Below are 22,168 nucleotides of genomic sequence, written 5' to 3'. Positions count from 1 at the left end.
ATTACGCTATTGAGCCCTTTATACAATTAATATTCAGCAGTGGAGATACTAGAACGAACTCATTATTGAGGAGGTTTAGGCTATCGGGACAACTAAGTTTTATTGAGCTATTCATTCTCATTATCATGAGATTACCAAACTCCATATATAATTTCCGTGAAAATAACCTAGTGGCCACTATGAAGTGTATGCCGTGGGATCTACCAATCCTAACACTATTAATCAGCGCATCCAGTAGGTCCTTATTGCCCATAAGCCTTCGGCATTGTCCACAACCACGACAACCTTATTATCTCTTGAACTCATGAACCACTTAATAATGTCCTCTATGAGGATTACTTCATATATGCCAATTAACGAGCTGGGAAGTTCGTGAAGATCAATAACCACTACCCTACTCTTTAGGGCCCTCATTGGGCTAAAAACAGAAAGTTCCACATCCTCCTTACCAACATTAACAATGGCGTCAAAGAATCCCGAATCCCTTAATGAGTATGCAAGGTCAATGGCCTTATTTATAGGGCCTCTTCCTATTGCATTAATTAGCTCAGGATCCTTAATGGCGCTAATGAAGCTCTGTACAGTATTAAGTGCCTTATCGTTTGATATCATTAACGTTACAACAACATACCTAACCTCCGGGTCTAAATAATTAATTGCCCTTTCTATAAACCACCTAAACCGAATTGATAATGGTATAATACTTAACTTACCAACGCCTCCATCTTGAAAAGCAACATTAAATATGATGCCGTCACTTCTTGACTTGATTATTGAAATTTTAACCCTCCTTTTACGAAAACCTAGCATGCGTAACTTATCAACCACGTAATTCTTCAACTCATCAATATCTATTGGCCTACCCAATTTCATCACATCCAGTGGAATCAATACTGAGGCATCAATTCCCTTCTCAACTAGATCCTTTGTGTACTCACCTGTTCTATCAAATACTATAATATTTTCATAGTGGCTTGCTGAGTACAGCTCCTTAATTAATTTCTTAATAAAGAGGGACTTACCACAACCTGGCTGTCCCATTATTAATAAGCCCTTATTAAGCGCCTCCTCATTGAGCATTATTGGTACTTCATACCCATTAATCAATGCCCTACCAAATAATAGATTACCCATCAATCCAAGGAACTCCTTAATTGCATCAATGTAAGGATAAACAACCAAGCTACCAATAATAGGTATTACTGACAGCGATACAAAACGGAAGGTCCCACCCTCCTTGATCCGTGAGATTACTGGGTCACCAATTACCTTAATATATGTCGGGTTCGCGCCTCTTATTGATGGTGGTGGATTTATGATTGGTTCAACCTTATTAATCCTGAGGAGGATTTCGTTACTTGTTGAAGGATTTACTATTATGATGTATGAACCTATGAAGAACTTATTAACCAAGTCGTTATAACTAAGTCTTGAACTAACAGTTAGTATTAATTTATTGCTTTCATTAATGCTTTTTTCAACGATTCCTATCACATCGCCTAGTTTATTAATTTCCGATCTATTAATTGAGTTATTATCACTTCTTTGCATTACATTAGTAAACTACTTAGTAATTTATAAGGATTCATGAACATAATTGCAATAGACCTATCGTGAAACCGATAAGAAAATACTAAGAAAAACTGAAACTATTGAGATAGATACTCCCTAATGACCAGTGCCAGCCTCCTGATACCCTCAAGTATCTGCTGCGGTGTCGGATATGTGAAGTTAAGCCTCATGTCGTTGTGCCTATCCTCATTTGGATAGAATGACTTACCAGGTACATACGCAACACCATACCTCTTAATAGCCGCGCCAAGCATCTCTCCCGTGTCTATTTTCTCGGGCGTTGTTAACCAAATGAACATGCCGGCCGATGGCTTGGTCCAGGTAACGCCCTCAGGCATATACTCACTCAACGCCTGAAGCATTAGGTCCCTCTTTGACCTATAGATTTCCTTAATCCTCGGTATATTCCTCTCGATGACGCCCCTCCTCAATAACTCAGCGGCAATGTACTGGTTGAGAGTTGATGTGTGCAGGTCAATGGACTGCTTGGCAAGCTCAAACCACTTAATAACCTCATCACTAGCCGCAACCCAACCAAGCCTAAGCCAGGTGCCGCTATCTTACTGAATGTGGATAGGTAAATAACCCTGCCCTCACTATCCATGGCTTTAAGCCTAGCTGGTGGCTCCTCATCACCGAAGTATATGTAGCCGTATGGGTCATCCTCAATTATCAATAAGTCATACCTACTGGCTATCTCGAGCAGTGCCTTCCTCCTTTCCATACTCATTGTGATACCCGTTGGGTTCTGCCCCCCCGTGGGCACCACGTATATGAACTTAAGTTTGCCGCCATCCTCAATTACCTTCTTAATTGTGCCTTCAAGGGCATCAACCTTAATGCCGTATTCATCCATTGGCACACCAATTATCCTTGGACCGTATATCCTAAAGGCCTGGAGGGCTGCTAGGTATGTGGGGCTCTCGGTTATTACGTAATCACCAGGGTTAATGAATAACCTGCCAACTATGTCAAGGGCCTCCTGACTACCGACCGTGATTATTATGTTCTCGGGGGGGCCATTAACCTTAATCCCCACCTTACCCATGAACTTCGTTAATTCCTCCTTCAATTCCAAAACACCGCCAGTGGTTCCGTATTGAAGGGCCTTCTCGGCCTTTGTAGTGAGTACGTCTTTCGTGATTTCCATTATCTCCTTGGCCGGAAATGAAGATGGATCTGGCATCCCACCACCAAAGGAGATAACATTCTCGGTAACCCACTTCAGTAACTCCCTAATCTCAGAAGCCTTCATGAGCTTTGACCTATCCGATAGAAATTCATTGATATTCATACTGCCATGGTGTGGTTAGAGGGATTTATATTGCTTTCTCTAGAATAAAAATAAGTATATTGAATAAATACTTATTTTTAGACCAAGACATTGATTAGAAGAGTCTCTCAATTTCATCAAGATAATTAACAGCGTCCTTCGCAAAGTACGTAATTATTAAATCTGCTCCAGCCCTCCTAATGGCGATTAATGACTCAAGAACGGCCTTCCTCTCATCAAGCCAACCATTCATTATCGCTGCCTTAAGCATGGCATACTCACCACTAACCTGATAAGCGGCGAGCGGTATCTCCGGGAAGTTCTGCTTCACGAGCCTAATAACGTCTAGGTAAAGCGTTGCTGGCTTAACCATTACTATGTCAGCGCCCTCATTAATGTCCATGGCGACCTCCTTAAGGGCCTCATGCGCATTCCTCGGGTCCATTTGGTAACTACGCCTATCACCGAACTTAGGCGCACTGGCTGCAGCCTCCCTGAATGGGCCGTAGAACGAGCTCGCGTACTTGGCGCTATAGGCCATTATGACGACGTCACTAAAGCCAGCCCTATCAAGGGCCTCCCTAATGGCCTTAACCTGCCCATCCATCATGCCGGACGGCGCAACAACATCGACACCAGACTCCGCATATGTCACGGCGGTCTTCGCGTAGAGCTCTATTGTTGAGTCATTATCAACTATGTACCTACCATCTGGCAACTTCTTAACAATGCCGCAGTGGCCATGGTCCGTGTACTCGCAGAGGCATACGTCGGCCATTACGACGAGTTTATCCTCGAAGGAGTCCTTAAGGAATCTAATGGTCCTCTGTATCACGCCATGCTCATCGTACGCCGAACTACCCCACTCGTCCTTATGCTCAGGTATGCCGAATAAAATAATAGACCTAATGCCAGAACTGACTAACTGATCAACGAAGTTAATTAACTTATCATTGAGGGGCCACCTGTACTGCCCAGGCAGTGACTTAATTGGTTCTGGTTCGTTGATGTCCTCCCTAACGAATATGGGCATTATGAAGTCATCAGGCCTAAGCATTGTCTCAGCAACCATATTCCTGATGAGGACGTTTGACCTAAGTCTCCTGGGCCTATTAACGGGGTAATTAAATAAGTAACTCCTCAACCTAATACTTTCAGTAGCAACCACAGCATTGGGGCGCCAAGTACCAGTTTAAAAATAGTGCTTTCCCTAACCGCTGGGAGTGAAAAATGAGTAAACGCCAAGACCGATCATGAATAAGCCCAATATGCCAAGGGCAATCCTACCAGCCTCAGCCACGACGCCCCCCCAATCACCAACGCTCTTAACAATGCCTTTGTAAATAGCTAGTACTATGATGGTCTGGGCAAGCCAGGAACCGAAACCAAACATGAAGCCAACGAGGAATGATAGCCCGGCCGTAATCATGGGGACAATGGCTATGGTCAGTATTAGAACAATGAAGAAGTCGCCGCCGAATGCCGCGGCTAAGCCGTGGATCCATATGAGCCTGTAATCCGCGGTCTTAACATCATGGTGATCCCCCCCATGCTTCCCAAACACTAGGTATGCGGCGACCCCCCCAATCATGGTTAACCCAACGATTATGTCGACATACGGGTCGAGAACCGAGGTATTAAGTAAACCCATTAACTCGCCAACCAAGGCGCTCATTAAGGTCCACACCAGGGTTAGGGCGCTGGCGAACACGGAAACAGCGGTGATAACACCCCTCACATTCCTCTGCATTAGGCCGTAAGACACGGTGATAGGCCAGGTATGCTCATCAGGCTTTAAGCCATGTATCACGCCAACAATGAGCACGGCAAGTAGCCAGTAGGGCCCCCCCATGGACCTAACTATGTACTTAGCAAGGGGGGGTTCAAGTATTTCAGGCATTGACATTATAGCGATGATTATAGCCACCGATATAATGCCTGCTAAAAGCCATATCTTCGATGACTTACTTGAGAAAATGGTTCTCTGCATATCATTAGGTCTGCCCTAATGGAAACTATAAACCTTTCTGTTAGGGTAACCCTAATTCAGCCTAAAGAATAGTTTTTAAGTGGTTTATCATTGTGGGTACTCGATAAGTAAATGCGAAACGACGTCATTAAAGTTCTCATTGCTGGTGTACCAAATTGTGGTAAGTCCACCATATTTAGTGAACTTAGTGGTGTCACTATTAATACGGCTAATTACCCAGGCACCACGGTCTCAATAAATAAAGTGGAATACAGCATTGATGGTATTAAGGTATCAATCATAGACCTACCAGGCACCTACAGCCTTAGGGCCGGCATGGTTGATGAGGCCGTGGCTGCTAGGGAGATACTACGGGGGGGTGATTATGATGGTATAGTAGTGGTTGGGTCGGCACTTGATCCTGAGCAAACCCTTTACCTACTTATTCAAGTCATGGAGCTAGGTAAGCCTGTAATCCTTGTCCTTAATATGATGGATTTAGCATCAAGGAGTGGCTTTCGATATGATATTGAGGGGTTAAGTAAGGCCCTGGGAATACCTGTATTACCTACAATAGCCGTCAGGGGCTCTGGATTAGATGTTTTGAAGAATATGATTATCAAAATACGCGATGTAGGGCAGGGTAATGTACGTGTGGTTAATTACGATAAGCTCGAGAAATACATAGAGGATTTAGCCAATGCTTTGGGGGTATCGCGGGGGGGATTCGCGATAGAGACACTTAGTGATAACCCAGTTACGAGAGAGCTAATGGGTAACCTACTAAATAACGACTATGTTAGGCAAATTATTGAGAATGCTCGTAAAGAGGTTGGAGACGTAAGTAGTTATGTTGCGGCCATGCGATGGAACGCTGTGAGATCTTTAATTAATAAGTTCGTTTCAAAGGGTAGAAAGCCCTTGATTAGCAAATACGATGAATTATTCCTGAACCCGAAATACGGCCCTATTATCTCTATCCTATTACTATTTGCATTGGCTGAGACCATATTCCTAGCCCTAGAACCTCTGGTGGACCTGCTATCAATGTTCCTTGATTCATTACCGATAGATAGTATCGTTGCGAGTTACGTAACTAATGAGTTAATTAAATCATTAATCGTAGATGGGATATGGAGTGGAATTGCCACATTAATAGACTTTATACCCTACGTCTTTGGGGGTTGCCCTCCTAATAGCGTTCATAGAGGATTCTGGGTTGATTGTGAGGATATCATTTCCAATAGAAAGGTGGCTAAGACGCATTGGTATACCCTCGAGAGGCTTATTTACCTGATTGCTGGCTCTGGATGCAATGTACCGGCTATAACCGCCACAAAGGCAATGCCAAGCGCCAGGGATAGAGTACTCACCGCCTTAATGATACCCTACATACCATGTACGGCAAGGTTTGTGATAATATCATTAATAGCTGCTGCCGTAATGCCGCAATTAATGGGTCTCGTTGTGGTATTACCCTATGCCGTAGCGCTGATTGGCGTGATTATCATATCGAGTTTCTCAAAGGTACGTTTAAGATTCATAGGTAGAAGTGTGCCGTACTCCTACACATTACCTCCATTAATATTGCCATTGCACAAAGCGTTCATTAAGAAGGTCTGGCATTACACCTATGAATTTTTATCTAGGGCTGGGACGTTAATAGTGATTTTCGTAGTAATAATGTGGTTCCTATCAATAAGCGGACCAAGTGGCGTAATAGGCCCCAAAGCCCTTGGTAGCCCTGCACTTCTTAAACAGACGTGGCTTGGCGTAATAGGTAATGCCATGGCACCATTACTAAGCCCCATTGGTATACCCTGGCAATTCTCTGCAGCGTTAGTCTACGGATATATATTTAAGGAGGTTGTGTTAAGCACGTTGGCTCTACTCTACGGTGTTGAGGAGGGTGGGCTGATATATGCCATAAAATCATTTATTTCGCTACCATCAGCCATAGCCCTGATAGTTTTCACGACCTTCTACTCACCATGCATTGCCACACTCATTACGGAGAGGCAGGTTGTTGGCTTAAGACTTACGGTGGTTAATACCATTCTTCAATTCCTAATAGCATTGGGATTAGCATACGTGACGTACTATATTGCGTTAATGATTACGTTAAGGTGATTTACATGTACGCTGGCAGTGAAGGCATACCAATAAATAAAGCACCAAACAACTCAATGGTGAGAATTGTTAGGCCTGGCAGTGATAGGTTAATTGACCTTGGCCTAATGAGTGGTTCAATCGTTAAAGTGCTAATAAGCATGCCCTGCGGTCCAGTTCTTGTTCAGAGGGAGGATGGTTCCGTAATCGTGCTTGATGCCGATACAGCGTCTAATACGTTTGTAACCATTATATCGGCGCCAGAACCCGCTAGGCATAGACACAGGTGGAGGCGAGGCTGGAGGCCTTGATTTTTGCTTTTATATCTAATTCAATATCTATATAGAGCAAATACTTTAGAGCCTCAACCTGAACTAGCAAATATGCCTCTGGACCCATCGGTTAGGAAGATCCTCGAGGAACTAAACAAGGTAATGCCGCAAATGACGAAGATACCACTTGACGAGTTCAGGAAGATGTTCAGGGCATTCTTCACATCACAACCAAGGAGACCCATTTACAGGGCCTATGACGTAACAATACCAGGTAGTGAGACGAAGATACCCGCCAGGGTCTACGTGCCTAGGGAGGGCAGCGACTTCGGCGTACTTGTTTACTTCCATGGTGGCGGCTTCGTGATAGGTGACGTGGAGACCTACGACCCACTATGCAGGGAGTTGGCCGTTGCCTGTGACTGCGTAGTAGTTTCCGTGGATTACAGATTAGCTCCTGAGCATAAATTCCCCGCAGCCGTAATTGACGCCTTCGACTCAACCAAGTGGGCCCTTGAGCACGCCAGGGAAATCAATGGAGACCCTGAGAAGGTGGCGATTGGCGGCGATAGTGCCGGTGGTAACCTAGCCGCCGTAGTGGCAATAATGGCTAGGGACCAGGGACTAAGACCAACCCTAAAGTACCAAGTCCTAATAAACCCATTCGTAGGGGTTGACCTGGCATCATACACAATTAGAGAATACTCCGCAGGCTTATTCCTCGAGCGCGAGGCCATGGCATTCTTCAACAGGGCCTACCTAAGGAGCCCCCCCGCCGATGCATTCGACCCAAGGTTCTCACCAATACTCGTGGACAACCTAAGCAACCTACCACCAGCCCTAGTAATAACCTCTGAGTACGACCCACTGAGAGACTCCGCAGAAACATACGCGGCGAAACTCGCCGAGGCAGGTGTGCCGACAGTAACCGTGAGATTCAACGGAGTAACCCACGGATTTATGGATTCCCAATACCACACGCCAGGGCAGTAATCGGACTAATAGGATCAACACTGAAACAGGCATTCTACAACAAGTATTAAACAGCCCATACCCCATGGGCAAACACCGCAAAAAACTTAAAAACAAACAATGAATATACTAACCGGGCCCGTAGCTCAGCAAGGCCCAGAGCGGCGGGCTCCAGACCCGTAGGTCGTGGGTTCAAATCCCACCGGGCCCACCAATTCCTTGTTCAACCCTAAATACTTCGTAACCGAATCATTCCCGATCTTCATGTAATTCATTCGCGGAAGGCTTAAATACGTGCCTGCCACTCACTGACTAGTCAATGGTTGATTGTCAGCTCACCGACATTGACCAGGTCAATCCCAAGCAACGAAGGGAAATAATCCTATACCTAATTAATAATAAGAGTGTTAAGCCCCGTGACCTCGGCGTTGATTCTTCGTACATTGGGAAGGTCAGGAGGAGTGAGGTTAGGGTTGGTGATGGCTTGCTTTGTCAAGCCCTTAGGTTCCTCGATGACCAGGAGCTGGCACTACTGCTTAAGGGTATAGTCCCAGAGAGGAGGGCATCATTCGATGACGTTGTGCGTGTAGTCGCCACTGCCAGGGTAGACCCAGCACTTAGGGAGTTCCTACTAAGCCTTGTCAAGGAGTACCTGAGTGACTACCTAATGGCAATGCAGGGCATGTATGGAGTCAGTAAAGAGGAAATAAACGAGTTCATAAAGGCAAAGCGTTTGAAGGGCTTAAGCGAGAAAACAGGCGTGCTTCCTAAAGCCCAGGAAGCCCCTTAGTAGCTTGCCAAGCCTTATTGGCTTATCGCCCTCGTGCCCAACCCAGACCAGGACTGGTCTCGTGAAGTGAGCTTCATAATCCCTGTGGCTCAAGCCCAGCTTGAGTGGGTCTATGGCTGGCTTCCTGAGGCGGTAGGCTATAATAATGCCCTCGGCATTCACAATGTCCACCAGCTCATTGACTACTGTCTCGGAATCACTTAGCAAGCCATAGGGGCAGTTTAATTGTTCAATCCTCATATTAATCACGTCATCCTCATTGTGGATGTCTACAGTGTTCCTCATTATGACTAGGAAGCCATCCTCGGGCTCTAGGTACTTGACTCCAATGCTCACGATTACGGGGGGGGTTAAGCCAATCTAATTAGGGCCTTGCCGATTAAAAAGCCCGTGCCGAATTGGGGGGGCTTGGTACTATCCTACATAGCCCTACTAATCACAACTGCCATTGCATCCTCAATGGCTCCGGGCTTCTCAATAATACTAACCACACTTACAGTGATAATGCTAGCCGTGTGGTTGATAAGCCTCATGACTGGGAGACACATCACTCTAGCGACTGTACTATTAATAATGACTGTAGTAATTGCACTAGCCGTTTAGCCCCGGCAATGCCGGGGGGGCTTTCACGAGTACAATCCTACCGAATCTCAAGCCCTTGCTCCTCAAGTCCCTAATGAATTCGCTAATCCCATCCACTGGGGGGCTTTGTGGATGAAGACCAAGTCCCCCCCGAATGCCCTAGCCCTGTAGGTGATTAGGCTTGGGAGCCGTGCCTGGCAATGACTAGGGTATCCACAGTACCAAGTAGGTACACAAGTAACCTAGTCATTAGCTCTAAGTCCTCTGGATGCGGGTCAAAGTACCAGAGCCAAATCACAAGCCCCCCCATTACAAGCCTCACTAATTAGGCTAGGAACCTAACCACACCAGGCCTGTAAAGCCCTTGAAGTTAAGGGGGCTTCTTCGATACATACCCATTGAATTCTAAGGTAGACACGAAAACGGTAATTAGGGACTTAGGCAGGATTCTAGCGGTTTCGCTTTTTATCGGTTTTAATCCATCCTTTGCATCACATTATTTATTGCCCTCAGCGCCAAGAAGAATATTTATAAAATGCCACGCCAATTTAATAATGGTAGGGTATAGTATCTTAACTATAACGAGTAATGTCAATACAATTATTAATAACGTGTCGGTTAGGACCAGAAACGCAATGAGCTTGGTGTTGAAGGTACATCCTTAGGCAGGATTAGGTAACTACTGAGTATTAGCAATATGAGCGTTGTTAGTATTGGTGCGGTTGCGATTAGGTAATTCATGTATGCCTCCATCGGCTTTAGGAGGCCCATGATTACTAGGAATAGTGCCAATGCAGTGACGCCAATACCGGTGATGTAATAAGCCCAAGAGAATGGCCTATGAAATGAACTAAGTATAATATAGTAGCTATAGGTTATGGGCCCAGTATTAGGGTTTATTTCAAATGAGAATGCAAGGCTCTTTGGCGAAAAATCCAAGATTTCAAGTTTACTTATTACAGAACTACTAAACATTTTCATTCCATTCAATTCCATCTCCATGTCCTCTTTCCTAAAATCCATGTGTTCCTCATCAAGCAACACCCACACGTACTGCTTCTGCGCATTTGACGGTGCGTTGAGCGTGGTTATCGTATCAATAATCATGTAAGCAAGATGCGGCCGTAATGAAGCTACCATCCTCCTTAATGCTTGGGTAAACGCATGCATGGGTATGGGCTCAATGGGTCTACGTAAATGAAACCTAACCGTATAATACTCATTTGCATCAACATGCATGGCTATGCATATATAATTACTGCCTGGGCTGAGCCCTAGTACATTCTGGACGAAATCACTGGGTAGTACGCTTAGGATCTCATTACTTGGACCTATAACCCTCTCAATCAATACGTAGTCGCCGTTTAACTTAGCAAGGTAAGTGCCTGCATTATTACGTACTCTCTCGAAGCATACGTAATTAGCGACTTTATCGCATGTGAACGTTAGAATGAGTTCCTCAAGGAATTCACGGGTTCTAACCCTAATAAAGCGTTGAATGCGTTCAACAATGGGTATGCAACTCCCAAGCCTAGAGGCCATAACATCACCTTATATGTATGTGTATAATTATTTAACCATGCTACTTTATACACTTAGCTCAAGTCCAGAGGATTCCTCTAGGTATTTCTTAGCTTTCTTATAGAGTTCTTTATATGGACCCCCCCACATGAACAATCCGTAGGCCTTCCTCTCCTCTGGATTATCACTATTCTTCCAAGACTCGATAATCCTCACGCATTCCTCGACTTCTTTCCTCCTATTATTCAAGAGCGCGTACTTCAAGAATTCGTACATCCTGGCAACCGCGGAGCCATAAGTATACGCAATAACTCCCCTCGGAAGCTTAATGGGCTTTATCTTGGTTTCAGCCATATCCATCTTTCTTTTTATATAATAAAGCGGGGGGGTATAAAAATGTATCATGTATTTCCTTTTTATGGACTTTCAGTCCTCTCTTTCAAGCTTCCGGTAATCAAGACCCTGGGCATTATAATTACGGTGTACTACTGGAAATTAGTAATGAAAGGACTTATAACTAGCTCGGGGGGGCATGACACTATGGAAGCCCCCAAGAGGGGGGGGTAAAAGGAACAATGGGTCGCGACGAATCCCACAGCTAACGCCCTAATTAGGCGTGGAGCCAGCCAGGGGGGGCATGCCCTGTGGTGCTGATTGGCAAAGCCAATTAAATAGGGCAGTCATCGTCCTATACGCTGACTGTGAGGTTTACTATGATGGTAGGGCATCATCAAGGGCTAATAGGGCTTGGCGATTAATAATAATCAAGCCCGATGGCTCATTACTAATACACACGAGCGAGGGCTACCAACCGCTCAATTGGCAACCACCTGGCTCCAGGGTAACAATCCTGCAAAGCCAGCAGGGGGGGCTTGAGCTCGTGGCAATCAGGAGGAGGCCAAGGGAAATGGTTAGGATTAGGATTTACGAGGTTGAGTGGGCTTGCTGGGGGGGATTACCAAGCGAGGGCAGGTTCGAGTTGAGGGGTACTCATGATGACTTGAAGCTCTATATCGCCAATAATATTGGAAAGTACCTGCCAGGTGGTAGGGTCATCGGCATTGAGTACGAGGTGCCGGGCTTTGGGATTGCCGATATTATAGCCACAACCCCCCCAGATGGTGCCAAGTGGGTTATTGAGGTCAAGCGCCAGTGTGCTGACCTACAGGCTATAAGCCAATTGAAGAGGTATACAGAAGCCCTAAAGGCCAAGGGCTTGCTAGTGGCTCCCTGTTTTACCTCTGGAGCCAGGGAGCTTGCTCGAAAATACGGCTTCAAGCTTGTTGAGGAGGCTCCCCCCCCGAGCTAATTAGGAGCCTCTTGCCAAGCCGATTCATGCCACTATTGAGGATTAAGGCAGAGGTAGTAAGCCCTGAGCCTCTCAAGGCGTTGATTAATAACAATCATGACGTGTACCTTGATGAGGATGAATCCATCATATACATGCCCGAGAGAGGCCTCGTGGTGCTTACCAAGGGCTCGATAATCGAGGTGATTACGGAATTCGGTAATGCAGGTGAGGCAATCAAGCTCCTTAGGGAACTCAATGCCTTTAACATTAGTATCACCTAACCAATGCCCCGCCAGGGGGGGCGGGGGGGCACCTAACGACTCCCCCAACAACCTACTAATCAACCTACTAGCCTCCGCCTTACTCAAGTACCTACGAGGCTCAACCCCAAGCCTTTTAAGAAGCCTAACCTGCCTCTCTGTGGCTAGGTAGGGCTTGAGGGCATTAACGAGCTCGGGGGGGTGCCTGTCAAGGTACTCAATGTAAGCCCTCTTACTCAACTCATCAGCCTCGCATTCTCCTCCCTTGGAACCCACTCGAGTTCAGCATTGAAATTGCCTAATAGCTCAAGAGCCCTCTCGTAGAGGAGCTTTAATCGGCTAGAGTAAACACCGTACTCGCCCAGTAATTGCCTAATCACGAGTTGGGAGTCACCGCGTATTATAATCCTAGAGCACTGTAGCCATTACCCACAAGCCACTCCAGGGCCTTGACTAGGCCCGTGTACTCGGCAATATTATTCGTACAGCCTGGGCCTGGCTCGCAGGCAATCCCATAACCCTCATGTATCGTATTGCCCTTCTCGTCAAGGATTAGGAAGCCGTAGGTCCCAACGCCACCTGGGTTTTTGGGCTCGCAGGCCCCCATCAAAGTGGATTATAAGGGGGCACGATTGGTTGGGGATTTGGGGGGGTTAATTAGTATCCCGCATTATGTAGTACCAGGTGTATGAATTGTGGCCATTCCAGTACCGCCTCTTATGGGCTAGCCTGTACCCATTGACCTCGAGGACTCGGGAAGGTACTTACTGAACCTCAGTGTAATACTATGAACATCATTATTACCAATGATAAAGCCCCCCTAGACCCAAGCCACTCAAGGAAGTCCCTAGTGCTGAACTTAATCATCGAGTCCCCCCCACGCTTAATATTAACCCTAAACCTAGGCTCGTTAATGACGTACCTCACGAACTCATTGACAAGCCTGTACAAGCCCTCCACAAGGCCCTAGGAGGGCCCTAGGTAATTAGCCCTCACGCCCTCGGGCACCCTCGAGAGGGCGTAATCAACACACTCGAGGAACAAGCCATCCATACCAATAACACTAGCTGGCAGGGCAATAACGAACCTACCCTACCAGCACTCCTGCGGGTATAATCAACACCACCAACCCTACCAGCAAGGCACCTCAAGGCACCCTCAATAATAATGTACTCCCAACGACCATGCCTAAACCCATACTTGACAAGAAACCTAGTAATACGCCTGGAAGTAATAACAACCCACGGGCTCCTCCCAAGGTACTCCACAACAAGGCTCCTAAGGAGCACTACCAACGCCTCCCTACCCATGGAGCCACCCCCCCATAGTAAAGCCCCCCCGGCGAAGCGGGGCTAGAGGTTCCTCACTTGGGGTAGTTTAAAATGATAAAACTGGTACCCCCCCTGATGTTGTAGATGAATTTGTTGAGGAAGTTTGGTAATTCATCGAGACATTTATTCTCAACTCCTTGGGTCTGGTCTAGTGCCATAAAATTTTCAAGTTTGCACTTTGCACTTGGGTTTTATAAGCTTTTTGTTCAACTACACAAAGGGTATGTTCGTGCCTACGGGCGTGCCTTGTGCAGTTACACATTAAACTAGGATTCCCAGTGTGAACTGGTGGGTGTGAATGGTGCTCCTGGAATTCTGGGAGGAACTAAGCGTCACGGGGGGGGTTAAAGCCCTCGTGGCTCTCCACGAGGCTGGTGGGGGGGAGGCAGACTTCACCTACCTAAAGAGGAGTATCCACCTCGGTGGGGGGGCTGGTTGGTTTAGGATACTTGTAGTGTTTCAGAAGTACGGGCTTGTGGAGGTCGTGGAGAGGAGGGTTGAGGAGACTGGGAGGACTAGGACTTACCTGGTATTAACCCCAAGGGGGGGTCGTAGGGTAGCCTCATTACTCGCTGAGGTCGAGAGGATTATAACCTCGTCGCCGACCTGAATATTGTAAGCTCTCATTATGGCTCGTGGTATGTATACGTACTGACCGCCAGACCACTGGACGACCTTGGCTTTGAACCTGACAATTGAGCCACTTTTCGTGGCTATCATGACAGTGACCTCCTCGCCTGGCCTGTACTCCCTCCTCCCAATCCTAATCGCCTTGTTCGTGTAGACCCTTGCGATCTTGATGTCCGTCACCTTCATAATTCCTCGTGCTTTTGAGGCATGGCTTGCTAATTAGCTTGGCTCCCTACACACAATCTCCCTAACCCTCTCCAATGCGTTCTCCCCAACAACGAGTATGAAGCCCTCCTCAATGAAGTAGGCATTTGCCTTCCTGTTCCCGAGGACTCTAACCACGCCATTGGGGGGGCACTCTATATCCATCCACTCGAGTACCACCTCCATGCTAACGCCAAGCCCGGCCTGGGCTTTAATTAGCCTCGCCGTATTTGCTTGTGTATTATCACTTAAGCCAACTGATGAGGCTTTAATACCAGCCTCCCCCCGGATTACTTGGTGCTGGGCCTTGGGGGGGTTCTGAGTCGTGATGAGGCATAGAACCACTGGAGTTAATATTAACTGTGGGGGGGTTATAAGGTACTATGGATAAAATAACTTATCTCCTCCCCCCCGCCCTGAAGGGCGAGGCTTTCGGTTATAATATGGCTTAAGCCAAGCCTAGTCAGCGGGCTGGAGTTTTCGGGAAGTAGGGTCTTGGTACTGCCGAGTTGGTCTATTATTAAAAATAGCTTTAATAATCCTTAGAACTTCTTGTTTAATAATGCCGACAATTGCATGGATACTATTCTTCAGGGACTTAAGCGATAGGGATGACTTTATTAATAAGTTGAGGAGTATTACCGAGAAGTACGAGTATCATAAACAGATGGTGAGGATTCCTGATGTTGATGGGATTAGGAACCCCCCCATTTCCGTACCCCCCCTCTATATTGAGGTTAAGTCTCAAGCATTGATGCAGGGGGGGCAGGAGTACCTAATCGTGAATTTTGAGGCGATAAATTCCGTGCCGATAATCAATGGTGAATGGCCTGTTAAGGAAAAATATACGGTGTACCTATATCCCTATAATAATCAAGAATTAAATGATGTGCTACTAGCGATTTCTGATAAGTCAGAGGCATTACCGAAATTCGAGGGCGTTTTAAAGAGACTTAGAGTTTCAAGTCTCCCTAAAGTCACAATTAGCTTCAAGAATCCACACGAATTTATTGAGGAAATACAGAGGCTTGGTAAGTTAAATTGGATTGTGATTAGGGATTTACCAGACGTTAGGCTTAAGGGTAGTATTATGTGGGGTGAGGAGCTTGAGGGTTCCGAGGTCACTAAAGACTTGATAAAACGCGGTGGGGTTATCAGTGCAATAACGTTGAAGAATGTTAAGAAGGACATGCAAATCCTCATTAGTGGAAGGGGGGGCGTTATATACACGCCGCAGGACGTGAATCCAGCACAATTCGCGGGGGGGGAAGTTAAGGATATAATTCTCAACCTCAAAAAGAGTAACTTATTGAGGAGGGTTTAACGATTTGTAAAGGATAGTAATATATTAAATCTAGTGTGAATAGAATTATTTGGGTATGGAGTCAGTAATAGTGGAGACCGCATTGAAGGTTCTTTTGGAGTGGGATGAAATTGAGAGGGTGGTGAAGAGACTTGGTGGTAAGCCCGTGAAGGTAATCATTGAGTACATAGTGACGGCGAAGGATATATCCACAGATGAGGTGCTGGGGGGGTTGTTAAGGGCCATTGGGTTAGAGATTAATATGGAGAGGATTAAGGAGGTGAGGGATGACGTGGCTAAGGGCTTGGGTATTTCGGGCCGTTTGATAGTATCGTATTAGCCGGTAGGGTGAGTCGTCATGGATTATCGGCTATAGTGTAAGGAGTATACAGGAGGAGGTATTCATGGACTTAATAAATGAGGGGAAGCCCCTTGAGGAGGTTGATGAGCACCTACTTGACCTTAAGGAGGTAATTGGGGGGGATAATGATGTGAAGACCCTCGACATGGTGGTAGTACCACTTAATAAAGGCTCTGTGAAGGCGGCGGCAGACTTCCTCGATAAGCTGAACGACGCGCTCCTCTCCTGGAGGTTTAATATAGTGAGTAAAGTGTTTAAGGTATTCACGAATAAGGCTCCTAATAAGGTAAAGGATGGCTACGCGCTTTATAGGCTTGATAATGATGAGCTCAATACACTCATTGTGGTATACGACATAGCCACCTTAAGGGATGTCCTAAACGAGCTAGCTGGACATAGTCTACTACATATATTTTAATACGCAAGCCCCCCCGGCTCAGCCGGGGCTCTTTAATATGCTTATCACGCATAATAATGACTTGTCCTCAAGCCAGTACCTCTCGATTAACTTACCCAACCTCCTGGCAGGTATATCGCAGGCTTCCCATGGAATGCGGATGCCTTGGCGATGAAGCCTATTTGCCCATCCTCAGTTATGATTAACACATTCAGGTACATGCCACGGGCCATCTCGAGTAGTGCCTCGCCAGTCTCATCAATGGGCTTAGCCACGTACTGGTTCCCATTCCTCACGGGCTTAAGGATTATGAGTGAGCCACCAACCTCGCGTATTAACTCCCTAGCCCTTTCCATCACCTGGCTCATCATGGCTGTAAAGCCACGCCTGGGCAAGTTAATTAGCTTCCCGTGGGGCTGGAATGAGCGTGGTCGGCTTACAATTGGTTGGGTAATTGAAATTCAACTACTTATCAATCGTGGGCTCCATTCCCGAGGTGTTGATTGTTGCCTTCTCGTTTTTGTGGCCTCTTAACCCGTAGGTCGTGGGTTCAAATCCCACCGGGCCCACCAAATCCTTGTTCAACCCCCCCTCCGAGCCATGCATATAGGCGCAATGCATCGTGCATATAAGCCAATAATTACGCATACTATACAACCTAGTTAAGCCCTATACTAGTACCCATACTGATGGATGAGCTGGAGTTAAACTTACTCCTTGGAGAGCCTCAAATAAGGCTTTGTAATTAAGGCATGATTATTGCCAGGTTCAGTAGGCAGTTCGTGATTACGCTTCCGACTAAACATGATGAGCTCTGCGGAGTTAAACAGAAGGGCATAAATTGTGATGTGAATATGAATATTTCGTGATGAGGGCCCAGTATCGGATCTGTGAAGTGAAAGACCACTGCTGATTTTTATTTCCCTGGAGTAAAGGCTTTAAGTGCGTGGGTAATGAGCGTTTGCGGTGACGAGAGAGGGTTGGCTGACTCGATGCTGATCACCTGGCAAGTCTGACCCATACTAGTATACGTAGTGTTTAGCTTTCGTTTAGTTAAGAAATCAATATATTCATGTGTAAACTTATTGGTCATGTTTATGATGAGTCCCTAGACCCTGAGATTTGATGAGGGACATCCTTACTGATTGTTTTCATTGATACAATACTTACGCCGTTATGCCTCCGCTCGTTATGTATTCCGATATTCCATCACCAAGGAGTGCAAGCCCGATTACGACTATTGTTATTACCACGCCAGGTATTATTGCGTACCACCAGGCAGGTGCTGGGAAGTATTGAAAGCCCTCGGACACGAGCCTACCCCCCCATTCCGGGTATGGTGGTGGTATTCCAAAGCCTAGGAAGCTTATTATTGAGTAGGTTAGCACGACGTTTCCTAGATCAATGGTTGCGTAGGAAATAATTGGTGTTAATACGTTTGGGAATATGTGCCTAAATATTATGCCTATCGTGCTCGTCCCAGAGAGTTTTGCTGCGTCGATGAAGTACTGCGTCTTTACCCTAAGTGTTTCGGCTCTAAAGAGTCTTGCGTATGTTGGCCACCAAACAACAACCAGGCTATAGCCGCATTGATAACGCCCCTACCTATTATGGCCTCTACTGCCAGCGCTAGTATTATTGCTGGGAATGCCAGGAACATGTCGGTGATCCTCATACCAGCTTCATCAACGTACTTACCAAAGTACCCAGATACCATGCCTATGAATCCTCCAATTATTATTGCGGATCCTACAACAAGTATTGAAATTAGGGCCTCGGTTGGTGTTCCATATAGTATTTCACTAAATAAGTCCCTGCCCAGGTTATCCGTTCCAAATACATGCTTAATTGATGGGGGGGTTGAAAGGCAGCGGCATAGTTTGTCGCGAATGGATTGTACGGTAGTAATGCGTATCCAATTGCCGAGTTATGAAGTATCATACTCAGTAGCTGTAGTACACCCTCGATTATTGCCCAGCCGTAGAATGCCACCGTTATTATGAAGCCAACGAGTGTTGGTGGGTTATGAATCATGTAGGTCATGAAGAGCCTTAATGATGAAACTCTGCGTTCAGTTGTTACGGTTATTTGCATGGCTATATCACCCACCTACTCGAGTTTAATTCTAGGATCTACAACCGCATAAAGTATATCGGCCACCAAATTCGCGATTACGACACCAACCGCAACGATGAAGGTACCAGCCATTACTAATGGGTAATCCTGTTGATATAATGCCTGTGTTAGTAGCCATCCCATTCCCGTCCATGAGAACACATCCTCGATAACCACCGCGCCGGCGAGTAACGAGGCAAAGGTTAGTGCCAATACGGTTATTGCGGGTATTAATGCATTCCTAAGCATGTGCTTAAATACCACATCCCTATCCCTAAGCCCCCCCTTCATTATTGCGGTTCTTATGAATGGCTTTGAGGCAATATCAATCATGCTATTCCTAATCAACCTTGAAATTATGCCAAAGGCCACAAGCGCCAATGCGGTTGCTGGTAGTATTAAGTGCCTAAGGCTTGACCAGAAGTATGGCCAGTCGCCCTCTATCAAGGCATCAATCGTTGGCATTCCAGTTATTGGCTTTGGTGGGGGGGTAATAATGGATTGGCGAGGCCTGTGGCTGGTAATAACCTTAATCCATAGGCTATGGCTAATTGAAGAAGCATGGCAACCAGAAATGGCGGCATTGACCAAGTCACTAGGTAAAACGCCCTAATCGTGTAATCGGTTGGAGTATTCTTACGTACTGCTGCAATGGCGCCCGTTAAAATCCCCAGAATTATTATTACTATCATGGCGGCTATTGTTAATTCAAGTGTCCTTGGGAAATAGGCGTCAATTAATTGTATTATTGGTTGATGATACATTGGGTCCTCACCCCAATTGCCCTGAAATACGGCTATTAAGAAGTAGTAGAATTGAACATATACGGGGGGGTCATTTAGGTGGTACTCCTTAGTTATTGCCTCAACTATTGATGGTACAGGGTGTGGACCTGCCCATGCAACCGCTGGGTTTGGTGTTATTACGTGTGTTATTATGAACATTATGAAGATCACTCCAAGCACCGTTATTACCATGTTTATGCCTCTTCTAATTAGAAATGAGGCAAGCCCCCCCATTATTACAAAGAATTGTTAATGATTTTTAAATTTAACTCGCTTAAATAAATAATATTAACTATGAACTACCCGTTGTTGTGTATATCGGCGAATAGTTTATGCACGCGCCTGTACCGTTGTAGAAGTACATTGTTGGGTAGTAGAAGCCTGTTATCAGCGGATTAATTAAAACGCCACATACGTACTTATAGGTGAACCCGTAGAACGCGGGTTCGTATAGCCATATGTATGGTACATCCTTATATACCTGGGCATATACCTGGTTCATTAATTCGACTCTCTGTGTTATGTTTGTCGTGAATACGGCTCTGTGGTTAATGTATTAACTAGTGAGTTATTGTACCAAGCCTCATTACCGGAAATACCTCCAAAGTCAACATTAAGTATGAACCAAGCCTCCTGAGCCACCGGGTCCCACCAATCTGGGTACCAGTCAAGTAGGAAGAAACCTGGGTACTGTGGTGATGTTGGTGGATTCTCCATAGCAGAGACAAGGTAGCTCACGGGGGGGACACCCTCAAGTATTACGTTAACACCGATGTTACTGAGCATCTGCTGTATCATCTGCGCCTCCTGCGTGAATGTTAGGTCAGTGCTTATGTACCATAAATGCACAGTTAATGGTTTACCGCTTGGATTAATTACTGTACCGTTAGGTAGCGTTAGCTGGAACCCAGCACTTGCCAATAGCTCAATTGCTTTGTTTGGATCATATGGGTATGGCGGTAAATTACCTGGGTTATAGTATGGATTAGGCGGATATGGCGGTATTGGACCTAGGTATGGCGCACCGAACCCCTTTAGTACAGTGTCTATTATTTCCGTGGTATTTATCGCATATGCAAAGGCCTCCCTCACCACGGTTAAGTTATACGGATACCTCTGGGTATCGAATACGAGGAATACATCACCGCCTGACCATACTGGCCCGTACATGACTATGTTGGGTATTGATAGTATGGCTGAGAGATATATTGGTGGTGGTGATTCGTGCGGGCTTGGGTCAATTGCCTGTGCTGAGCCTGTTTTGAACGCAAGTATTTCCTCGTCAAAGCTTGTGTAGTACTTAATGACTATGTTCTGTATGTGGGCAGGGGCGAGCATGAAGTTTGGTGGGTTCTTTGCAGCCCAATAGTTTGGATTAGCCGTTAGTACTATCTCTTCACCGGGTATGTACTGGGACAGTGTGTATGGTCCACTGCATAGCATGTGAGTACTTAGGTAGGATGTGGATTGGTCAGGCTGTACACCGCCATTTTGGTCCACAAACGTGGGGTCTACGATCATGGCCCATGAACCAGCCATTACACCGAGGAAGTCATAATACGGCGCCAATAAGTTGAATTGAACCTCGTATGGTCCCTTAACCACTACTGCCTGGTCTGGGTATTCCATTAGTTCAACTATGGATTGATTATGTACGTTGAAGTTGCTTAGTACGTTGGCTAGGGCGTTGGCGCACTCCTCCTCATAGCCAGTCAGGTTGGTCTGTGGGTTCGGGAATTGAAGACCAAAGATCTGCTCCATGGCACGGCAAACACCCCCCCAGGGAGTCGCGTAACCAGTCGTGCTAGCTACTGTACCGTTGTATAGTAGGTCAAGGAAGTTGAATGCGCCGAATTGATTCATGACTATTGACCTATAAATACTGAACCAGACCGTTGTCGCATTTATTTGGTCCCCCCCATTCTGGAAATACGCTCCCTGCCTTATGTAGAAGGTCCAGTTGAGGTAGTTATTTGAGACTGTCCAGTTATATGCTAGGCTGGTAGGAAGGATGATGGTCGGTGCCATTGAATATCACCAGGGTCTGATAGCATGAGTACAGTATCTCCATGTCCTGCGTATATGCCGCTATTGCTGGGTCTAGGCTATCTGGTGGTGTTGTTTCTGCCACGACGAGTGTGTTATTTGATGTCGGTGTTACCGTAACCGTGGTAACATTAGACGTAGGGGTAGTAGGTTTTGATACTTTAGTTGGTGGTTTATATAGCAGATAGGCTATAACACCGACTACTATTACGACTATTATAACGGCAATTATTATCGCCGTACTTCTTGATAATCCCTTCCCCGGCATAAATATTAACAATGTAATTAATTTTTAAGTATTATTATTATTTTCAATTTTTCATAAATAATCATTATTAAATATCTCAGGATATAGGTTTCTTTTATCAATATTATACAAGGTATT

Annotated in this window: 32 protein-coding genes, 1 tRNA gene and 2 pseudogenes; 11 read left to right on the top strand and 24 right to left on the bottom strand. The window is 45.8% G+C overall.

Going from position 1 to position 22,168, the window contains the following annotated elements; all coding sequences use genetic code 11:
* Nucleotide 1 precedes the first annotated feature (1 nt).
* From JCM11216_RS15590 to JCM11216_RS02780, 5 genes and pseudogenes are all read right to left on the bottom strand, one after another.
* Nucleotides 2-253, bottom strand: coding sequence for a hypothetical protein (locus tag JCM11216_RS15590; protein ID WP_243674953.1), 252 nt, complete (start codon nt 251-253; stop codon nt 2-4).
* Nucleotides 223-1,551, bottom strand: a complete 1,329-nt coding sequence (locus tag JCM11216_RS02795) for a DUF87 domain-containing protein (protein WP_243674952.1) — start codon at nt 1,549-1,551, stop codon at nt 223-225. Before JCM11216_RS02795 ends, JCM11216_RS15590 begins: the two co-directional genes overlap by 31 nt.
* A gap of 98 nt (nt 1,552-1,649) precedes the next feature.
* Nucleotides 1,650-2,866 (bottom strand): annotated as a pseudogene (locus JCM11216_RS02790) (PLP-dependent aminotransferase family protein).
* Between the two features lie 94 nt (nt 2,867-2,960).
* Nucleotides 2,961-4,013 (bottom strand): porphobilinogen synthase, encoded by a 1,053-nt coding sequence (gene hemB, locus JCM11216_RS02785; protein ID WP_243674951.1) that lies wholly within the window; start codon nt 4,011-4,013, stop codon nt 2,961-2,963.
* A gap of 42 nt (nt 4,014-4,055) precedes the next feature.
* Complete coding sequence (locus tag JCM11216_RS02780) at nt 4,056-4,835, bottom strand: hypothetical protein (protein WP_054853232.1); 780 nt, start codon at nt 4,833-4,835, stop codon at nt 4,056-4,058.
* Nucleotides 4,836-4,946: 111 nt separating this feature from the next.
* Here JCM11216_RS02780 and JCM11216_RS02775 point away from each other — a divergent pair, with 111 nt between their 5' ends.
* The 5 genes from JCM11216_RS02775 (at nt 4,947) to JCM11216_RS02755 (ending at nt 8,957) form a co-directional block, all read left to right on the top strand.
* Nucleotides 4,947-6,944, top strand: coding sequence for a ferrous iron transporter B (locus JCM11216_RS02775; protein ID WP_243674950.1), 1,998 nt, complete (start codon nt 4,947-4,949; stop codon nt 6,942-6,944).
* Between the two features lie 5 nt (nt 6,945-6,949).
* Nucleotides 6,950-7,234 (top strand): ferrous iron transport protein A, encoded by a 285-nt coding sequence (locus JCM11216_RS02770; protein ID WP_054853286.1) that lies wholly within the window; start codon nt 6,950-6,952, stop codon nt 7,232-7,234.
* Nucleotides 7,235-7,306: 72 nt separating this feature from the next.
* A complete protein-coding gene (locus tag JCM11216_RS02765; protein WP_243674949.1) occupies nt 7,307-8,188 on the top strand; it encodes an alpha/beta hydrolase in 882 nt (293 codons plus the stop codon).
* Between the two features lie 114 nt (nt 8,189-8,302).
* A tRNA-Trp gene (locus JCM11216_RS02760) sits at nt 8,303-8,381 on the top strand.
* 105 nt (nt 8,382-8,486) lie between these two features.
* Nucleotides 8,487-8,957 (top strand): hypothetical protein, encoded by a 471-nt coding sequence (locus JCM11216_RS02755; RefSeq protein ID WP_054853231.1) that lies wholly within the window; start codon nt 8,487-8,489, stop codon nt 8,955-8,957.
* Here the strand turns inward: JCM11216_RS02755 and JCM11216_RS02750 are convergent.
* A complete protein-coding gene (locus tag JCM11216_RS02750; protein ID WP_054853230.1) occupies nt 8,910-9,293 on the bottom strand; it encodes a hypothetical protein in 384 nt (127 codons plus the stop codon). The genes JCM11216_RS02755 and JCM11216_RS02750 overlap by 48 nt on opposite strands.
* A 36-nt stretch (nt 9,294-9,329) precedes the next feature.
* On the opposite strand from JCM11216_RS02750, the gene JCM11216_RS02745 reads away from it, so the two are divergent.
* Complete coding sequence (locus JCM11216_RS02745) at nt 9,330-9,560, top strand: hypothetical protein (RefSeq protein ID WP_243674948.1); 231 nt, start codon at nt 9,330-9,332, stop codon at nt 9,558-9,560.
* Nucleotides 9,561-9,714: 154 nt separating this feature from the next.
* Here JCM11216_RS02745 and JCM11216_RS15585 read toward each other — a convergent pair whose 3' ends face one another.
* The 3 genes from JCM11216_RS15585 to JCM11216_RS02735 form a co-directional block, all read right to left on the bottom strand.
* Complete coding sequence (locus tag JCM11216_RS15585) at nt 9,715-9,861, bottom strand: hypothetical protein (protein WP_243674947.1); 147 nt, start codon at nt 9,859-9,861, stop codon at nt 9,715-9,717.
* 296 nt (nt 9,862-10,157) lie between these two features.
* Complete coding sequence (locus JCM11216_RS02740) at nt 10,158-11,081, bottom strand: hypothetical protein (RefSeq protein WP_054853228.1); 924 nt, start codon at nt 11,079-11,081, stop codon at nt 10,158-10,160.
* A gap of 45 nt (nt 11,082-11,126) precedes the next feature.
* Nucleotides 11,127-11,414, bottom strand: coding sequence for a hypothetical protein (locus JCM11216_RS02735; protein ID WP_243674946.1), 288 nt, complete (start codon nt 11,412-11,414; stop codon nt 11,127-11,129).
* A gap of 262 nt (nt 11,415-11,676) precedes the next feature.
* Here JCM11216_RS02735 and JCM11216_RS02730 point away from each other — a divergent pair, with 262 nt between their 5' ends.
* Nucleotides 11,677-12,369, top strand: a complete 693-nt coding sequence (locus JCM11216_RS02730; RefSeq protein WP_054853226.1) for an endonuclease NucS — start codon at nt 11,677-11,679, stop codon at nt 12,367-12,369.
* Between the two features lie 32 nt (nt 12,370-12,401).
* Here JCM11216_RS02730 and JCM11216_RS15580 read toward each other — a convergent pair whose 3' ends face one another.
* The 5 genes from JCM11216_RS15580 to JCM11216_RS02715 form a co-directional block, all read right to left on the bottom strand.
* Nucleotides 12,402-12,887 (bottom strand): hypothetical protein, encoded by a 486-nt coding sequence (locus JCM11216_RS15580; protein WP_243674945.1) that lies wholly within the window; start codon nt 12,885-12,887, stop codon nt 12,402-12,404.
* Nucleotides 12,848-12,991, bottom strand: a complete 144-nt coding sequence (locus JCM11216_RS15575) for a hypothetical protein (RefSeq protein WP_243674944.1) — start codon at nt 12,989-12,991, stop codon at nt 12,848-12,850. Before JCM11216_RS15575 ends, JCM11216_RS15580 begins: the two co-directional genes overlap by 40 nt.
* A gap of 20 nt (nt 12,992-13,011) precedes the next feature.
* Entirely contained in the window at nt 13,012-13,218 is a 207-nt protein-coding gene (locus JCM11216_RS15570) for a hypothetical protein (RefSeq protein WP_243674943.1), read from the bottom strand.
* 167 nt (nt 13,219-13,385) lie between these two features.
* Nucleotides 13,386-13,571: a hypothetical protein gene (locus JCM11216_RS02720; protein WP_054853225.1), complete on the bottom strand. Its 186-nt coding sequence runs from the start codon at nt 13,569-13,571 to the stop codon at nt 13,386-13,388.
* Between the two features lie 32 nt (nt 13,572-13,603).
* A complete protein-coding gene (locus JCM11216_RS02715; protein ID WP_054853224.1) occupies nt 13,604-13,921 on the bottom strand; it encodes a hypothetical protein in 318 nt (105 codons plus the stop codon).
* Nucleotides 13,922-14,240: 319 nt separating this feature from the next.
* On the opposite strand from JCM11216_RS02715, the gene JCM11216_RS02710 reads away from it, so the two are divergent.
* Nucleotides 14,241-14,552, top strand: a complete 312-nt coding sequence (locus JCM11216_RS02710) for a hypothetical protein (RefSeq protein WP_054853223.1) — start codon at nt 14,241-14,243, stop codon at nt 14,550-14,552.
* Here JCM11216_RS02710 and JCM11216_RS15565 read toward each other — a convergent pair.
* Entirely contained in the window at nt 14,465-14,758 is a 294-nt protein-coding gene (locus tag JCM11216_RS15565) for a PRC-barrel domain-containing protein (protein ID WP_243674942.1), read from the bottom strand. The genes JCM11216_RS02710 and JCM11216_RS15565 overlap by 88 nt on opposite strands.
* 33 nt (nt 14,759-14,791) lie before the next feature.
* On the bottom strand, nt 14,792-15,121 hold the full coding sequence (locus JCM11216_RS02705) for a hypothetical protein (protein WP_054853222.1): 330 nt from the start codon (nt 15,119-15,121) through the stop codon (nt 14,792-14,794).
* A 217-nt stretch (nt 15,122-15,338) separates the two neighbouring features.
* Here JCM11216_RS02705 and JCM11216_RS02700 point away from each other — a divergent pair, with 217 nt between their 5' ends.
* From JCM11216_RS02700 to JCM11216_RS02690, 3 genes are all read left to right on the top strand, one after another.
* On the top strand, nt 15,339-16,100 hold the full coding sequence (locus JCM11216_RS02700) for a hypothetical protein (RefSeq protein WP_054853221.1): 762 nt from the start codon (nt 15,339-15,341) through the stop codon (nt 16,098-16,100).
* 55 nt (nt 16,101-16,155) lie between these two features.
* Nucleotides 16,156-16,419: a hypothetical protein gene (locus tag JCM11216_RS02695; protein ID WP_054853220.1), complete on the top strand. Its 264-nt coding sequence runs from the start codon at nt 16,156-16,158 to the stop codon at nt 16,417-16,419.
* A 64-nt stretch (nt 16,420-16,483) separates the two neighbouring features.
* Complete coding sequence (locus JCM11216_RS02690) at nt 16,484-16,858, top strand: hypothetical protein (RefSeq protein ID WP_054853219.1); 375 nt, start codon at nt 16,484-16,486, stop codon at nt 16,856-16,858.
* A gap of 86 nt (nt 16,859-16,944) precedes the next feature.
* On the opposite strand, the gene JCM11216_RS02685 is transcribed toward JCM11216_RS02690, so the two are convergent.
* The 8 genes and pseudogenes from JCM11216_RS02685 to JCM11216_RS15540 all read right to left on the bottom strand — a co-directional run bounded on the left by JCM11216_RS02685 (nt 16,945) and on the right by JCM11216_RS15540 (nt 22,051).
* A complete protein-coding gene (locus tag JCM11216_RS02685) occupies nt 16,945-17,232 on the bottom strand; it encodes a hypothetical protein (protein ID WP_243674941.1) in 288 nt (95 codons plus the stop codon).
* Between the two features lie 771 nt (nt 17,233-18,003).
* Complete coding sequence (locus JCM11216_RS15560) at nt 18,004-18,414, bottom strand: ABC transporter permease (RefSeq protein ID WP_243675015.1); 411 nt, start codon at nt 18,412-18,414, stop codon at nt 18,004-18,006.
* Nucleotides 18,354-18,554: a hypothetical protein gene (locus JCM11216_RS15555; protein ID WP_243674940.1), complete on the bottom strand. Its 201-nt coding sequence runs from the start codon at nt 18,552-18,554 to the stop codon at nt 18,354-18,356. Before JCM11216_RS15555 ends, JCM11216_RS15560 begins: the two co-directional genes overlap by 61 nt.
* A gap of 50 nt (nt 18,555-18,604) precedes the next feature.
* Nucleotides 18,605-18,931, bottom strand: coding sequence for a hypothetical protein (locus tag JCM11216_RS15550; protein WP_243674939.1), 327 nt, complete (start codon nt 18,929-18,931; stop codon nt 18,605-18,607).
* A gap of 15 nt (nt 18,932-18,946) precedes the next feature.
* Nucleotides 18,947-19,896, bottom strand: a pseudogene (locus JCM11216_RS02675) (ABC transporter permease).
* Between the two features lie 133 nt (nt 19,897-20,029).
* Nucleotides 20,030-20,239 carry a hypothetical protein gene (locus JCM11216_RS15545; protein WP_243674938.1) on the bottom strand — a complete coding sequence of 70 codons (210 nt, stop codon included), beginning with the start codon at nt 20,237-20,239 and terminating at the stop codon, nt 20,030-20,032.
* Between the two features lie 17 nt (nt 20,240-20,256).
* The gene (locus JCM11216_RS02670; protein ID WP_243674937.1) at nt 20,257-21,765 is read right to left on the bottom strand and encodes an ABC transporter substrate-binding protein; all 1,509 of its coding nucleotides are present in this window, start codon (nt 21,763-21,765) and stop codon (nt 20,257-20,259) included.
* The gene (locus JCM11216_RS15540; protein ID WP_243674936.1) at nt 21,725-22,051 is read right to left on the bottom strand and encodes a hypothetical protein; all 327 of its coding nucleotides are present in this window, start codon (nt 22,049-22,051) and stop codon (nt 21,725-21,727) included. The genes JCM11216_RS02670 and JCM11216_RS15540 overlap by 41 nt, the downstream gene beginning before the upstream one ends.
* Nucleotides 22,052-22,168 lie beyond the last annotated feature (117 nt).

The organism is Vulcanisaeta distributa JCM 11216, from assembly GCF_001315985.1.
GTDB classification, from domain to species: Archaea; Thermoproteota; Thermoprotei; order Thermoproteales; family Thermocladiaceae; genus Vulcanisaeta; species Vulcanisaeta distributa_E.
The sequence above is the reverse complement of the archived record's forward strand: the minus strand, read 5'-3'. Positions and strand labels throughout refer to the sequence as shown.

Coding starts and splice junctions, on each gene's coding strand:
- JCM11216_RS15590 (WP_243674953.1), bottom strand. CDS start 253: ATGGGCAATAAGGACCTACTGGATGCGCTGATTAATAGTGTTAGGATT.
- JCM11216_RS02690 (WP_054853219.1), top strand. CDS start 16,484: ATGGACTTAATAAATGAGGGGAAGCCCCTTGAGGAGGTTGATGAGCAC.
- JCM11216_RS02795 (WP_243674952.1), bottom strand. CDS start 1,551: ATGCAAAGAAGTGATAATAACTCAATTAATAGATCGGAAATTAATAAA.
- JCM11216_RS02770 (WP_054853286.1), top strand. CDS start 6,950: ATGTACGCTGGCAGTGAAGGCATACCAATAAATAAAGCACCAAACAAC.
- JCM11216_RS02695 (WP_054853220.1), top strand. CDS start 16,156: ATGGAGTCAGTAATAGTGGAGACCGCATTGAAGGTTCTTTTGGAGTGG.
- JCM11216_RS15555 (WP_243674940.1), bottom strand. CDS start 18,554: ATGGTATCTGGGTACTTTGGTAAGTACGTTGATGAAGCTGGTATGAGG.
- JCM11216_RS02740 (WP_054853228.1), bottom strand. CDS start 11,081: ATGGCCTCTAGGCTTGGGAGTTGCATACCCATTGTTGAACGCATTCAA.
- JCM11216_RS15565 (WP_243674942.1), bottom strand. CDS start 14,758: ATGAAGGTGACGGACATCAAGATCGCAAGGGTCTACACGAACAAGGCG.
- JCM11216_RS15550 (WP_243674939.1), bottom strand. CDS start 18,931: ATGCAAATAACCGTAACAACTGAACGCAGAGTTTCATCATTAAGGCTC.
- JCM11216_RS02735 (WP_243674946.1), bottom strand. CDS start 11,414: ATGGCTGAAACCAAGATAAAGCCCATTAAGCTTCCGAGGGGAGTTATT.
- JCM11216_RS02775 (WP_243674950.1), top strand. CDS start 4,947: ATGCGAAACGACGTCATTAAAGTTCTCATTGCTGGTGTACCAAATTGT.
- JCM11216_RS02670 (WP_243674937.1), bottom strand. CDS start 21,765: ATGGCACCGACCATCATCCTTCCTACCAGCCTAGCATATAACTGGACA.
- JCM11216_RS02780 (WP_054853232.1), bottom strand. CDS start 4,835: ATGCAGAGAACCATTTTCTCAAGTAAGTCATCGAAGATATGGCTTTTA.
- JCM11216_RS02755 (WP_054853231.1), top strand. CDS start 8,487: ATGGTTGATTGTCAGCTCACCGACATTGACCAGGTCAATCCCAAGCAA.
- JCM11216_RS02715 (WP_054853224.1), bottom strand. CDS start 13,921: ATGGGTAGGGAGGCGTTGGTAGTGCTCCTTAGGAGCCTTGTTGTGGAG.
- JCM11216_RS02710 (WP_054853223.1), top strand. CDS start 14,241: ATGGTGCTCCTGGAATTCTGGGAGGAACTAAGCGTCACGGGGGGGGTT.
- JCM11216_RS02700 (WP_054853221.1), top strand. CDS start 15,339: ATGCCGACAATTGCATGGATACTATTCTTCAGGGACTTAAGCGATAGG.
- JCM11216_RS15570 (WP_243674943.1), bottom strand. CDS start 13,218: ATGGGGGCCTGCGAGCCCAAAAACCCAGGTGGCGTTGGGACCTACGGC.
- JCM11216_RS15540 (WP_243674936.1), bottom strand. CDS start 22,051: ATGCCGGGGAAGGGATTATCAAGAAGTACGGCGATAATAATTGCCGTT.
- JCM11216_RS15545 (WP_243674938.1), bottom strand. CDS start 20,239: ATGAACCAGGTATATGCCCAGGTATATAAGGATGTACCATACATATGG.
- JCM11216_RS02765 (WP_243674949.1), top strand. CDS start 7,307: ATGCCTCTGGACCCATCGGTTAGGAAGATCCTCGAGGAACTAAACAAG.